At 72.6% G+C, this 12,813-nt stretch carries 11 protein-coding genes, 1 tRNA gene and 1 pseudogene; 8 read left to right on the top strand and 5 right to left on the bottom strand.

Annotated features, from left to right (window positions below; translation table 11 throughout):
- Positions 1-10: 10 nt before the first annotated feature.
- From IE182_RS25515 to IE182_RS25505, 3 genes are all read right to left on the bottom strand, one after another.
- Entirely contained in the window at positions 11-898 is an 888-nt protein-coding gene (locus IE182_RS25515) for a cellulose-binding protein (RefSeq protein WP_308432157.1), read from the bottom strand.
- 184 nt (positions 899-1,082) lie between these two features.
- On the bottom strand, positions 1,083-4,082 hold the full coding sequence (locus tag IE182_RS25510; protein WP_190112348.1) for an SUKH-4 family immunity protein: 3,000 nt from the start codon (positions 4,080-4,082) through the stop codon (positions 1,083-1,085).
- An 8-nt stretch (positions 4,083-4,090) separates the two neighbouring features.
- Complete coding sequence (locus IE182_RS25505) at positions 4,091-5,068, bottom strand: SMI1/KNR4 family protein (protein WP_190112277.1); 978 nt, start codon at positions 5,066-5,068, stop codon at positions 4,091-4,093.
- Between the two features lie 345 nt (positions 5,069-5,413).
- On the opposite strand from IE182_RS25505, the gene IE182_RS25500 reads away from it, so the two are divergent.
- Together IE182_RS25500 and IE182_RS25495 are read left to right on the top strand one after the other, a co-directional pair.
- A complete protein-coding gene (locus tag IE182_RS25500; protein ID WP_190112276.1) occupies positions 5,414-5,953 on the top strand; it encodes a YwqJ-related putative deaminase in 540 nt (179 codons plus the stop codon).
- A 9-nt stretch (positions 5,954-5,962) separates the two neighbouring features.
- The gene (locus tag IE182_RS25495; protein WP_190112275.1) at positions 5,963-6,481 is read left to right on the top strand and encodes an SUKH-3 domain-containing protein; all 519 of its coding nucleotides are present in this window, start codon (positions 5,963-5,965) and stop codon (positions 6,479-6,481) included.
- Positions 6,482-6,493: 12 nt separating this feature from the next.
- Here IE182_RS25495 and IE182_RS25490 read toward each other — a convergent pair whose 3' ends face one another.
- Entirely contained in the window at positions 6,494-7,846 is a 1,353-nt protein-coding gene (locus IE182_RS25490; protein WP_190112274.1) for a sensor histidine kinase, read from the bottom strand.
- A gap of 156 nt (positions 7,847-8,002) precedes the next feature.
- Here IE182_RS25490 and IE182_RS25485 point away from each other — a divergent pair, with 156 nt between their 5' ends.
- From IE182_RS25485 to pth, 6 genes and pseudogenes are all read left to right on the top strand, one after another.
- The gene (locus tag IE182_RS25485) at positions 8,003-8,683 is read left to right on the top strand and encodes a hypothetical protein (RefSeq protein ID WP_190112273.1); all 681 of its coding nucleotides are present in this window, start codon (positions 8,003-8,005) and stop codon (positions 8,681-8,683) included.
- A 23-nt stretch (positions 8,684-8,706) separates the two neighbouring features.
- A tRNA-Gln gene (locus tag IE182_RS25480) sits at positions 8,707-8,779 on the top strand.
- A 118-nt stretch (positions 8,780-8,897) separates the two neighbouring features.
- Positions 8,898-10,355 carry a bifunctional UDP-N-acetylglucosamine diphosphorylase/glucosamine-1-phosphate N-acetyltransferase GlmU gene (gene glmU / locus IE182_RS25475; protein WP_190112272.1) on the top strand — a complete coding sequence of 486 codons (1,458 nt, stop codon included), beginning with the start codon at positions 8,898-8,900 and terminating at the stop codon, positions 10,353-10,355.
- 73 nt (positions 10,356-10,428) lie between these two features.
- Complete coding sequence (locus tag IE182_RS25470) at positions 10,429-11,406, top strand: ribose-phosphate diphosphokinase (protein ID WP_099199608.1); 978 nt, start codon at positions 10,429-10,431, stop codon at positions 11,404-11,406.
- A 221-nt stretch (positions 11,407-11,627) separates the two neighbouring features.
- Positions 11,628-11,909 (top strand): annotated as a pseudogene (locus IE182_RS25465) (50S ribosomal protein L25); the annotation flags it as partial.
- Between the two features lie 91 nt (positions 11,910-12,000).
- Complete coding sequence (pth, locus tag IE182_RS25460) at positions 12,001-12,591, top strand: aminoacyl-tRNA hydrolase (RefSeq protein WP_190112271.1); 591 nt, start codon at positions 12,001-12,003, stop codon at positions 12,589-12,591.
- A 67-nt stretch (positions 12,592-12,658) separates the two neighbouring features.
- Here pth and IE182_RS25455 read toward each other — a convergent pair.
- Positions 12,659-12,813 (bottom strand): phosphoenolpyruvate carboxylase (locus IE182_RS25455; RefSeq protein ID WP_190112270.1); only part of this gene is annotated, 155 nt, incomplete at its 5' end.

Raw genomic sequence — 12,813 nt, 5'->3', positions numbered from 1 at the left:
GCCCGAGCCCTCACCCGGCGTCAGCGTCCTCGGCGACCGGCTTCCCGGTCAGCGCCGCCAGACTGTGCCGGACGTGCGCCATGTGCGACTTGAGCTCCTCGCGCCGCTCCTCGTGCTCGCGCAGCACCCGCTCGGTGTCCCGGGCGATCCGCTCCTCCCGCACCCGCGCCTGGGCGATGACCGCCGCCGCCTGCGCCTCGGCGTCCTCCTGCCCGTGCCGGGCGGCCTCCTCCGTGTCGGCGTAGTGCCGCCGCGCGTCGCCGAGGGCCGTTCGCGCGTACTCCTCCAGCGCCGCCACGCGCGCGTCCATCGCCGCCTCGCGCTCGGCGATCTCACGGCCGGCCGCGTCCCAGCGCTCGGTGTGCTCCTTCTCCTGCTCGGCCAGGATCATGGAACAGCGCTGCCGCATGTCCTTCAGCGCCGCCAGCGACTCCGCGCGCCGTTCCTTGACCTCGTGGCTCACGGTCGTCCGCAGGTCGTCGGCGACGGTCTGCGCCGCGAGCTGCGCCTGCCGCGCCCACTCCTCGGCCTCCGCCCGCACGGCCACCGCGTACTCGTGCGCGGAGTCGCGCACCCGCCGGCTGTGTGCCCGGGACGCCTCCTGCACCTCCGCCGCCTCGGCCTCGGACCGCTCCCGCAGACCGGCCGCCTCCAGCTCGGCCGTGGTCACCAGGCCCTGGGCGCGCGGCCCCAGGGTCTCGTACGTCTGTGGTGGAAGCTTCGCCACCACTTGTGCGAGGCGCCGTACCTCGTCCTCCATCTCGCGTGCGAGGACGGTCAGGCGTGCGGCCCGCTCCCAGGCGGAATCCCGCTGCCGGGCGAACTCCGCCATCGCGCTGTCGACCTGCTCCGGCCGGTAACCGCGGCCTCGTACGACAGCGAAACCGTCAGGAGACACCGATGAACTCATCCTTGTAGCCCCTTATATCCGGAAATCCGGTATGCGACAGGTCTGGCGTCCATCATTCCCGGACAAACGAAGCGCCCATGTCGCGACACTCCGCGACACAGGACGCCCGCCCTCCGTCCCCCTGTGGACGGGGCCGAGCGCCCTGTGCCCTCCGCGCACGCCTGGCCGGCCGCTAGAAGAGACCGTCCCACATCTGCTCCAGGAGCACGGCCCACCAGTTCTCCGGAGTCGACAGTGCCGCCGGGTCGAGCGCGGCCAGCTGGTCCTGAAAGTCCACGGTCCAGCGCCCGGCCTGCTCCGGCGTCAGCCCGTAGCGCCAGCGCCACATCTTTCCGAGCAGCGCCAAAGAGCGTACGAACTGGGGAAGACTCGTGTTGACGAACTGGGGCGGCACGGGCCCGCCGTCCGGGCCCGCCTCCATGGGCACCGCCACGATGTGGGCCGTGCCGTACTGCACGCACAGCTGGCGGCCGTAGTCGCTGCCCATGACGAGGTACGAACCGGCGTCCGTCGCCGCCCGCACACCCCGCTCCGCCGCCAGCTCCGCCAGCGTCGGCACGGGGCGGCCCGCCTGGGCCTGGCCCCAGAAGAACGGTCCGAAGTCCACCGGCAGACCGGCCCAGACGAGCGTCTGCGCGACGACCTCGGGCACGCCCTGGCGCGAGACGGCACGCTGGTCGAACCGGAAGACGCCCTGCGGCCCGAACGCCTCGGCGAGCTCCCGCCCGATGACGTCCGGCCCGACCGGAGGCGCCGGCTGGATGTGGCCGGGGGGCGGCAGCGGCACCCGGTTCGGCGCGGGCCGCGCGGGCCCGTCCGCGACCTGGTGCAGTTCGCCCTGGTGCTCGACGAGGTGGCGCACGCCCTGCTGACGGGTGGCGTGGTCGCGCCCGTACGCCGCGGTGTGACTGATCCTCACCTGCGGCCAGGTCTCCCGGATCATGCGGGCGCAGTACCCGCCCGGCAGATCGCACGACTCCAGCTCGGTGTGCAGCTCCAGCACCTGCTGCGGCGGCACGTTCATGGACCGCAGCTCGTGCAGGATCTGCCACTCGGGGTGCGGGGTGCCGGGCGCACTGCGCCGGATGACCTGCTGCTCGGACCCGTCCTGGGCCCGGTACCGCAGGACGGCCATGTAGCCGGGCCCGACGGTGGGCACACCGGTGGGCGCGGCGGGCGGGTACCCGTAGGCGGGGGCGCCGGGGGCACCCGGGGCACCCGGGCCGCCGGGCAGGCCGGGCGTGCCCGGACCCGCAAGCATCGTCGCAGCGGCATGCACACCACCGGGCGCCTGGGGGGCTCCACCGGGCGCGGCCGGCGGAGTCGGCGCACCGGGCGCCTGGGGCGGCCGCGGAGCGCCGGGGGCACCCGGGGCGCCGGGCATGCCGGGCGTGCCCGGACCCGCGAGCATCGTCGCGGCGGCATGGACGCCACCGGGCTGAGCGGGGGCACCCGGCGGCGGAGTACCGGGCTGACCCGGGGCACCTGGAGCCTGCGGCTGACCGGGAACGCCCGCCGCCTGAGCACCCGGCTGACCCGGAGCACCCGGAAACGCAGGCGCACCCGGCGGCGGAGTGCCGGGCTGACCCGGGGCACCCGGAGCCTGCGGCTGACCGGGAACGCCCGCCGCCTGAGCACCCGGCTGACCCGGAGCACCCGGAAACGCAGGCGCACCCGGCGGCGGAGTACCGGGCTGGCCGGGGGCACCGGGGAAAGCAGGCACACCGGGCACCTGAGCACCCGGCTGACCGGGGGCACCCGGGAACGCAGGAGCACCCGGCGGCGGAGTACCCGGCTGGCCAGGGGCACCTGGAGCGTGCGGCTGACCGGGAACGCCCGCCGCCTGGGCGCCCGGCTGACCGGGGGCACCCGGGAACGCAGGAGCACCCGGCGGCGGAGTGCCCGGCTGACCGGGAGCACCCGGAGCCGCAGGCGCACCCGGCGCACCCGGCATGCCGGCGCCCAGGCTCGCCTCGTCCAGCTGGGACACCAGCTGCGTCCGTACGTACCGGCCGCCCGCAGGCGGGGACGCCGCTTCCGGGGCCGCCCCCGGGACGTCGAGCGCGGGTGCGATCGTCGTCCGCGGCAGCGCGCTGCCCTGTGGCATCAGTGCGGTCTTGGCTTCCGGACGGACGCCGGGCGGCGGGGTGTCGTCCAGGTCCGAGCCCGACAGGGCCGGGGCCAGCACGGTGGCGGGCAGGCCGACGGAACGGTCGTCGTCGTCCTTCGCCACGTCCGCCGCCGCCCACGCCTCGGACGAGGGGCCGGAATCCGCGTCCTGCGAGGACGGACGGCCCGTCACGTCCACGTCGGCCCACGGGGCGTCCGGCACGGCGTCCTGCACGTCGGCCTCCGGCGGGCCGGAGACACCGGCTGCGTCGCGCGCACCCGGCACCACGGCGTCACCCGAACCGGCCGCCGCAGGCGCCTGCACGCCCGGGTCCGCAGCCGGAGCCGAGGCCGCACCCGGAACCGCACCCGAACCCGAGGCCACGCCCGAGGCCGAAGCCGGCGCAGAAGCCGAAGCCGAAGCCGAAGCCGAAGCCGAAGCGTCGCCGGAACCCGAGGCCGGAGCCAGGGCAGAGGCCGCACCCGAACCCGCGGCCGGAGCCGCGCCCTGGTCCGAGCCCCAGCCCGAGCCCGAGGCCGCAGCCACACCCGAAGCCGAGCCCGGGGCCGGGGCCGGGGCCGAACCCGAGGCCGAAGCCGCACCCGAAGCCGCACCCCGGTCCGAGCCCGAGGCCGCGTCCGCGGCCCCCGCGGCCCCCGTGCCCCCCGACCTCCGGTCCGGGATCCCGATCGCGTCCGCCGCGTCCTGCAGCCACTGGGGCGGGCTCAGCAGGAAGGACGTCGCCTCCAGGTCCACTCGGCGCGGTGGGGCCGCGTCCGTGGTGCTCGGTGCCGGTTCGTCCACGGTGCCGTACTCCTCCTCGTACCGGCGGATCACTTCGCCCACCGGCAGTCCCGGCCACAGCGTCGTCTCGCCGCTGTCCCGGGCGATGACCATGCGGAGGCGGGCGCCGTCGCCGGTCGGGCCGTCCTCGCGGTCCTCCGCCCAGCAGACGAAGCCCAGGCCGAATTCCCTCACGCACACCTCGCGTTGGAGATAGGCCGGCACCTCGCCGTTGACCCAGCGCTCCGCGCGCTCCTGCGCCTGCGCGAACGTCACCATTGCGCCGCTCATCCCTCCACCGGGACGGCGTGCGCGAAGCCGCCGTCCACCATCAGGTTCGCCACGGTCTCCAGCTCCGGCGGTCCGCCCGCCAGGCGGGAGAGGAAGTCGTCGAAGTCCTCGCCGCAGGGCAGCATCAGCCGCTCGACCCGTTCGGTCACCGTCCAGCCGTCCCGGTCGCGGGCGTCGTCGTACGGGCAGAACCACACGGAGCCGAGGGCCTCGCCCTTGACCTTGACCGCGAGGACACCGCCCTGCACGAAGCCGACACCGAGGTAGTCCTTGGTGAAGTGGTCGCGCAGGCACTTGTTGACGTACACGAGGTCGTTGACGGCGGCCTCGTCGCGCACCGTGAAGAACGGCTGGTCCAGCAGCAGGCCCAGTTCGGCGTCGAGCGCGGCGCCGACGGGCGCGCAGCCGCCGGCCGCCTTCAGGAACGAGCGGTAGGCGCCGGGCAGGCGGTAGCCGAGGTCCTCCTCGACGCCCTGGACCTGTTCCTCCGTCACCGCGAGGTCCCGCTGCGGGAGGACGAAGTGCACCGGCCGGGTCTCCTGCAGCGGCCGCGTGCCGCGCTTGTCGTGGTCGACGAGGGCGGTGGCCAGGCCGCCGTGGTGCCGCAGCAGGGCCTTGACCTCGACCGGGACGAGCTCCAGCCGGCGCGTGCGGGGCACGTGGTGCCAGGTCCAGCCGTGCGGCGTCGCCACGGGCGGCAGGCTGGCCCACAGCTCGTGGCCGGCGGCGTGCAGGGCGGCGTTGGCCGACACGTAGTCGGTCAGGCGCAGCTCGTCGACGCCGAAGCCCTCCGGCGGTTCGGCGATCTCGGCGGCCGCCCGGGCGTACGCGGAGAAGTCCGGGTGGCCCTCGTCGTCGATCCGCACCCCCTTGGGGTGGCGGCTGCGCCGCACCGGGTCCGGGAAGTGCACGACCTGTCCGGCGTAGGCCGCGTTCGGTGGCGCGGCTTGGTGCCCGAGCCGACCTGTCGTCATGGCGGAAGCCCCCTGCTGACTGTGTCTCCTACAGGACTACTGAAGACCCGGACATGCGGCCGACGCCGGGAACACTCGTGGGCGACAGCCTATGCGGTGCCGCAGGAAGGGTGTCTCCGGCAACGGTCCGGGGCGGGCCCGGCGGGTGTGCCCGGATGCTTGCAGGTGCGTACGAAGCGGCACCAAGGGAGAGCATCCGGCGGCCGCTGCGCGACAACTCGTGACCTCACAGTGATCATTCGGCACACGCACCGCACGCAACACCGCCCTGCCTTTCACACCGGCCACCCCATTTGGCAGGCTGATCCCCGCAACAGGGGGATTGCACGGGAGGGAAGAACCGCCATGCACACGACCAAGGACCGCCGGCCCGCCGACGAAGGGGCCGCCACACCCGGCGATCCCCGGCTCACCTGGAGCTCCAGCGAGGACGCCGACCGGCCGCCGGCACTGCTGCACCGCCGGGACGGCATCCTGCCCGCCGTGGCGGCCGCCCTGTCCGTGCGCGGCGAGACCCTCACCTGCACCGCCGGAAAATCGGACCAACCACCCAGACTTCATCCTCTGGTCCAGGACTTCCTCGACACCCTCACCAACGAGCGGCGCGAGCGCTTCACCGGCCGCTGCCCCGAGGCGGTCCTCCTCACGCGCTACCTCACGGGCTTCGAGAGCGGCCGCAGCAAACGTGCGGCCCGCAAACCGCTCACCCACGGCGAGGCCCGCCGCGCCCTGAAGCAGTCCAAACTGACCGCCCGCCACATCCGCGAGGACGGCGACCCGCGCCACGGCGCCTACGCCGCGCCCTGCCGGTCCTGTACCGCGCTCCTGGCCCACTTCGGCGTACGGGCCGTCGAGGCCGGCGCCCCGACCAACGGCAGGAACTGACCACCACCCATGCGTGCTTTCGACCGCACCGCCGCCACCCGCTTCCCCGTCGCCGTCGACGCCGCCCTGCGCGAAGCCGGCTGGCAGCCCGGCCGCTGGGACATCAAGGCCGCCGAGAACTGGGCCGACGCGCTGCGCGCCCACACCTCCCCCGCCGGGCACCGGCACACCGTCTTCCCCGCCGCCGTCGAGGCGTGGGCCGAGTTCGGCGGACTGCACGTCACCCCGCCGGGACAGGGCCGGCACATCGCCCCCACGGCCTTCCACGTCGATCCCCTGCACGGCCTCCACCTCGCCCGCACCGTCGCCGACCTCGGCCGCGCGCTGGGCGCCGAGGTCTGCCCCCTGGGCCAGGAGCTGGACGGACAGGCACTCCTCGTCATCGACGCGCACGGCCGCGTCTACAGCCTCGACCACACCGGCGACTGGTACCTCGGTTCCGACATCGATCACGCCATCGGCACGCTCGTCACCGGAACCCGGCCCTCCCGCCTCTCGGCCGCCGCCCCCGGGCGCCGGGTGACGTGAGCGGAGCGGCGCTCAACGCCGGTCCGGTATCACCGCCGAGACCCGGAATCCGCCCGCGTCGGTCGGCCCGGACACGAAGACACCGCCCAGCGCCTTGACCCGCTCCTCCATGCCGACCAGGCCGTTCCCGCCGCTGGGCAGCCGCAGACCCGCGTCCGCGCCGCCGTCCGGCGGGCCGTTCTCCACCTGCAGCGCCACCTCGGCGTCCCGGTGCGCGAGCCGCACCACCGTCTTCGCGCCCGGCGCGTGCTTGTGGACGTTGGTGAGCGCCTCCTGCACCACGCGATAGGCGGTCTGCTCCACATCGGGGGCGTACGAACGCTCCTCGCCCTGGGCTGTCAGCTCCACCGTCATCCCGGCCGCCCGCGACTGGCCCACCAGGTCCTCCAGCCCGTCCAGGGCCGGCCCGCCGTCCCCGGCGTCCGGTGCGGGGCCGCCCGCCGCGACCCGTACCCGGGCCGCGGCCACCGCGGCCACGGCCGCCAGCCGCTCGGACTGCGCCGCCACCGGCTGGGGCGGCGCCGCGGCCCCGTCCGGGGCGGTGCGCAGCACGCCGAGCATCTCGCGCAGCTCCGTGAGCGCCTGCCGGCCCATGTCGCCGACGAGCCCGGCGTTCTTCGACGCCTTCTCGGGGTCCTTCAGGGCAACCGCCTGCAGCGCCGCCGCGTGGACGACCATCAGGGACACCCGGTGGGCCACGACGTCGTGCATCTCACGGGCGATGCGGGTGCGCTCCTCGTTACGGGCCCACACGGCCCGTTCCTCCGCCCGGTCGGCAAGCAGCGACAGCTCGCGCTCCAGCCCGTCCGCGCGCTCCCGCAGGCTCTCCACCAGGCGGCGTCTGGCCCCCACGTACAGGCCGAGCAGGACCGGCGGGGCCGTCAGACCGAGGGCCATCACCACCGAGAAGATGATCATCGCCCAGAGGCCGGGGTGGTAGCCGTCCTCGGCGGTGTCCTGGTGGAAGCGGGCCAGGGCCACCACCAGCGTGCCCGCCAGCGACGCCGCGGACAGCACGACGGTGATGCGGCGCGGCACCTCGGAGGCCGCCAGGGTGTACAGGCCGACGACGCCGAGCAGGAAGCCCATCTCGGCCGGCGTGGTGGCGATGGACACCAGCACCACGGCCACCGGCCACCGGCGCCGCAGCAGCAGCGAGGCGCCCGCCGGCACCCCCAGCAGGCCGCCGACGACGGGGGGTACCCCCACGTCGTGCGAGAAGGAGATCCCCTCCAGCAGACATTCCACGGCGGACGCCAGTGCCAGCACGGCGTCCAGCACCAGACTCCGCCGCCGCGTCCACCACCACGGCCCTGTGGGCGCGCCACGCGCGCCCTCCTCCGCGATTGCCCCCGTTGCGCTCATACCACCCAGACTACGGGCGGGTGCCACTGGATTTCCGGTGCGCACACCAGCACGCGGCACACATGAACGACGGCGAAACCGGCATTTTTCCCTCGAACTGCGGAATCGATCGCGGATTCGATCCGTCCGCCCGTACCGGGCGGAAACGCTGCCGCCATGGTCCACGCGAAGACGGAGATGCAGACCCGCGCCCGCGAGCTGCGGCTGGCGGGGAGGACGTACGACGAGATCGTGGCCGAGCTGGGGGTGGCGAAAAGCTCGGTGTCGCTTTGGGTGCGGGATCTGCCGAAGCCGCAGAAGTCGGCGGAGCAGATGCACGAGATGCAGGAAGCCCGCTGGGCTCCCCATCGCCGGGCACAGGCGGTCAAGCGCATCGAGACGAAGCTGGACGCCGCGCACGAGATCGGCAGGATGACGGACCGCGAGCTGTTCCTCGTGGGGGTGGGGCTGTACTGGTCGGAGGGTGCGAAGAGCAAGCCTCACCGGCTGAGTGAGCGCGTCACGTTCATCAACAGTGACCCGGACATGATCCAGGTCTACCTGGCCTGGTTGTCGCTGCTCGGCGTGCGGCCCGAGCACATTCAGTACCGCGTCATGATTCATGAGAATGCCGACGTCGCGCGGTCGGAGAGGTTCTGGGCCGACGTAGCCGGTGTCGACGCCGCGACCTTGAAGAAGACGACGCTCAAGAAACACAACCCCGCAACGGTCCGCAAGAACGTGGGCGAGAGCTACCACGGCTGCCTCGTCGTCGATGTACTGAAAAGCGCCGACCTCTACCGTCGCGTCGAGGGCTGGTGGTACGGCATAGTGGTGGGGGCCAAAGCGACGATCTAGGAATCGTCCGTTTTGGTGCGCTTTCCGCCGTAGTGTAATTGGCAGCACGGGAGCTTTTGGTGCTCTTCGGTCCGGGTTCGAGTCCTGGCGGCGGAGCTGGCAGTTCGAATGCAGAGGGTCCTGACCTCCCAGGTCGGGACCCTTCCGCGTTTCCCCCCTCTTACGCCCCGGTATCCTGCGGGTGTCCACCCCCTCGAAGCCGAAGGGCACACCCGTGAGCGCCAACCGCCCGGCAGCCGTCGTCGTCCTCGCAGCGGGTGAGGGCACCCGCATGAAGTCGGCCACACCCAAGGTCCTGCACGCGATCTGCGGCCGCTCCCTCGTCGGGCACGTCGTCGCCGCCGCCCGCGAGCTCGACCCCGAGCACCTCGTCGTCATCGTCGGGCACGCCCGCGAGCAGGTCGCCGGCCACCTGGCCGAGATCGACCCCGGCGTGCGCACCGCCGTCCAGCACGAGCAGAACGGCACCGGCCACGCCGTCCGCATGGGCCTGGAGGAGCTGTCGAACAACGGCATCGCCCTCGACGGCACCGTGGTCGTCGTCTGCGGCGACACCCCGCTGCTCACCGGCGAGACCCTCCAGCGCCTGTCCGCGACGCACACCGCCGACGGCAACGCCGTCACCGTGCTGACCGCCGAGGTGCCGGACTCCACCGGCTACGGCCGCATCGTGCGCGACGAGGCGACGGGCGCGGTCACCGCGATCGTCGAGCACAAGGACGCCACGGACGCGCAGCGCGCCATCCGCGAGATCAACTCCGGGGTGTTCGCGTTCGACGCGCAGCTGCTGACGGACGCGCTCGGCAAGGTCCGCACCGACAACAGCCAGGGTGAGGAGTACCTCACCGACGTCCTGGGCATCCTGCGCGAGGCCGGGCACCGGGTGGGCGCGGCCGTCGCCGGCGACCACCGCGAGATCCTCGGCATCAACAACCGGGTCCAGCTCGCCGAGGCCCGCAAGCTGCTCAACGAGCGGCTGCTGCACGCGGCGATGATGAGCGGCGTGACGGTCGTGGACCCGGCGACGACCTGGGTCGACGTCACCGTGACCTTCGAGGCGGACGCCCTGGTCCAGCCGGGCACCCAGCTGGTGGGCGCCACCCATGTGGCCACCGGCGCCGAGGTCGGCCCGAACACCCGTCTGACGGACACCTCCGTGGGGGCCGGCGCCCGCGTCGACAACACGGTCGCGGACTCCGCCGTCATCGGCGAGAACGCCACCGTCGGCCCGTACGCCTACCTGCGGCCCGGCACGCGCCTGGGCGCGAAGTCCAAGGCCGGGGCGTACGTCGAGATGAAGAACGCCGAGATCGGTGAGGGCACCAAGGTGCCGCACCTGTCGTACGTGGGTGACGCGACGATCGGCGAGTACACCAACATCGGCGCCGCGAGCGTCTTCGTGAACTACGACGGTGTGAACAAGCACCACACCACGATCGGCTCGCACTGCCGGACCGGTTCCGACAACATGTTTGTGGCTCCGGTCACGATCGGGGACGGCGCGTACACCGCCGCCGGCTCGGTCATCACCAAGGATGTGCCCCCGGGTTCGCTGGCGGTCGCCCGTGGCCAGCAGCGGAATATCGAGGGTTGGGTGGCTCGTAAGCGCCCGGGAAGCGCAGCCGCACAGGCCGCTTCCGCAGCTCGTCAGGCCACCGACGGCGAGCAGTGACCGTGACACCGGCACGCCGTGCGGGGCGTACCGTGATAAGCGCACACAAAGCGACATCCAAGGAGACTGTGCTGTGACCGGGATCAAGACGACCGGCGAGAAGAAGCTGATGCTCTTCTCCGGCCGCGCCCACCCCGAGCTTGCCGAGGAGGTCGCGCACCAGCTGGGTGTGGGCCTGGTCCCGACCAAGGCCTTCGACTTCGCCAACGGTGAGATCTACGTCCGCTTCCAGGAGTCGGCGCGCGGCGCCGACTGCTTCCTGATGCAGAGCCACACGGCCCCCATCAACAAGTGGGTCATGGAACAGCTGATCATGATCGATGCTCTGAAGCGCGCCTCGGCGCGGAGCATCACCGTGATCCTGCCGTTCTACGGCTACGCCCGTCAGGACAAGAAGCACCGCGGCCGCGAGCCCATCTCCGCCCGCCTCATCGCGGACCTGATGAAGACGGCCGGCGCCGACCGGCTCCTGACGGTCGACCTGCACACCGACCAGATCCAGGGCTTCTTCGACGGCCCGGTGGACCACCTGTTCGCGCTGCCGATCCTCGCCGACTACGTGGGCGCCAAGGTCGACCGCGACAAGCTGACCGTCGTCTCCCCCGACGCCGGCCGCGTGCGCGTCGCCGACCGCTGGTGCGACCGTCTGGGCGCGCCGCTGGCGATCGTCCACAAGCGGCGCGACAAGGACGTGGCCAACCAGGTCACCGTCCACGAGGTCGTCGGTGACGTCAAGGGCCGCGTCTGCGTGCTCGTCGACGACATGATCGACACCGGTGGCACGATCTGCGCCGCCGCCGACGCGCTCTTCGCGCACGGCGCCGCGGACGTCATCGTCACCGCCACGCACGGCGTGCTCTCCGGCCCGGCCGCGGACCGCCTGAAGAACTCCAAGGTGAGCGAGTTCGTCTTCACCAACACCCTGCCCACCCCGAACGAGCTGGAGCTCGACAAGATCACGGTGCTCTCCATCGCGCCGACGATCGCGCGGGCCGTGCGCGAGGTGTTCGAGGACGGTTCGGTCACGAGCCTCTTCGACGAGCTCGGCTGAGTCCTTTCCGGACAGGCGTAACGATCATGCAGTCGCACTGACGTACTGATCGATTTCTGGGCGGCCTCCCCGCCGGGTAGACTCATCGAGTTGCTCGGCGAGGGAGGCCGCACCGCTTTTCAAGCGCATGTGCGGCGGTCCGTTATCGACGCGCTCTTCGTAGCAGGCGGCCTGTCGTGGGCCGGGTAACGTCCACCCGAACTGCTCACGAGGAGTGCACCATGGCTGAGATCAAGCTCGCCGCCACCGTCCGCACCGACTTCGGCAAGGGCGCCGCCCGCCGCATCCGCCGCGAGGACCTGGTCCCGGCCGTCGTCTACGGCCACGGTGCCGAGCCGCTGCACGTGTCCCTGCCGGGCCACGACCTGATGATGGCCCTGAAGACCCCGGGCGTCGTCCTCTCCCTGGACATCGAGGGCCGCAACGAGGTCGTCGTTCCCAAGCAGATCCAGCGCGACCCGCTGAAGGGCTTCCTGGAGCACGTCGACCTGCTGGTCGTCAAGGGCTGATCCACGCCCTTCAGGGTTTTTCTTTCCGACCGCCGTCCCGCTCCACCGGAGCAGGGCGGCGGTTGGCTATGAAGGAGACATGCAGATGACGGACGACTCCAGCCCCTGGCTCATCGTGGGCCTCGGCAACCCCGGCCCGGAGTACGCGGGCAACCGCCACAACGTGGGCTTCATGGTCGCGGACCTGCTCGCCGAGCGGATGCGCGCCAAGTTCAAGGCCCACAAGGCGCGGGCCCAGGTCGTGGAGGGCCGGCTGGGCGCCCCGGGGCCGTCGAGCCGCCGGGTGGTCGTCGCCAAGCCGATGTCGTTCATGAATCTGTCGGGTGGTCCGACGGCCGCGCTGCGCGACTTCTACAAGGTGCCGGTGGAGCGGATCGTGGCCGTCCACGACGAGCTGGACATCGACTTCGGCCAGCTGCGGCTGAAGCTGGGCGGCGGCGACAACGGCCACAACGGCCTGAAGTCGATCACGAAGGCGATGGGGCCCGACTACTGCCGGGTGCGGTTCGGCATCGGGCGTCCGCCGGGGCGCATGCAGGTGGCGGACTTCGTGCTGAAGGACTTCTCCCCGACCGAGCGCAAGGACCTGGCCTTCGAGGTGGACCGGGCGGCGGACGCGGTGGAGACGCTGATCGTGGACGGTCTGGAGCGCGCGCAGGGGACGTACAACTCGTAGCCGGAGCTCGGACGCCGGACGGGCTGACAACGTCAGCCCGTCCGGCGTCCGAGGGCAAGCCGTGGCCTCAGCCGGTGTTGCGGAGGCCCGCCGCGACGCCGTTGACCGTCAGCAGCAGGGCCCGCGACATCAGCGGATCCGGCGCCTCGCCGCGTTCGGCTGCGCGGCGCTGGCGGTCGAGGAGGGTGACCTGGAGGTAGGAGATCGGGTCGAGGTAGGCGT

This window comes from Streptomyces cinnamoneus (assembly GCF_014650495.1).
GTDB lineage: Bacteria > Actinomycetota > Actinomycetes > Streptomycetales > Streptomycetaceae > Streptomyces > Streptomyces cinnamoneus.
The sequence above is the reverse complement of the archived record's forward strand: the minus strand, read 5'-3'. Positions and strand labels throughout refer to the sequence as shown.

What these genes read in the sequence shown, in the direction of transcription:
- IE182_RS25510 (WP_190112348.1), bottom strand. Translation starts at nt 4,082, where the DNA reads ATGGTGACGTTCGCGCAGGCGCAGGAGCGCGCGGAGCGCTGGGTCAAC.
- IE182_RS25505 (WP_190112277.1), bottom strand. Translation starts at nt 5,068, where the DNA reads ATGACGACAGGTCGGCTCGGGCACCAAGCCGCGCCACCGAACGCGGCC.
- IE182_RS25500 (WP_190112276.1), top strand. Translation starts at nt 5,414, where the DNA reads ATGCACACGACCAAGGACCGCCGGCCCGCCGACGAAGGGGCCGCCACA.
- IE182_RS25495 (WP_190112275.1), top strand. Translation starts at nt 5,963, where the DNA reads ATGCGTGCTTTCGACCGCACCGCCGCCACCCGCTTCCCCGTCGCCGTC.
- IE182_RS25490 (WP_190112274.1), bottom strand. Translation starts at nt 7,846, where the DNA reads ATGAGCGCAACGGGGGCAATCGCGGAGGAGGGCGCGCGTGGCGCGCCC.
- IE182_RS25485 (WP_190112273.1), top strand. Translation starts at nt 8,003, where the DNA reads ATGGTCCACGCGAAGACGGAGATGCAGACCCGCGCCCGCGAGCTGCGG.
- pth (WP_190112271.1), top strand. Translation starts at nt 12,001, where the DNA reads ATGACGGACGACTCCAGCCCCTGGCTCATCGTGGGCCTCGGCAACCCC.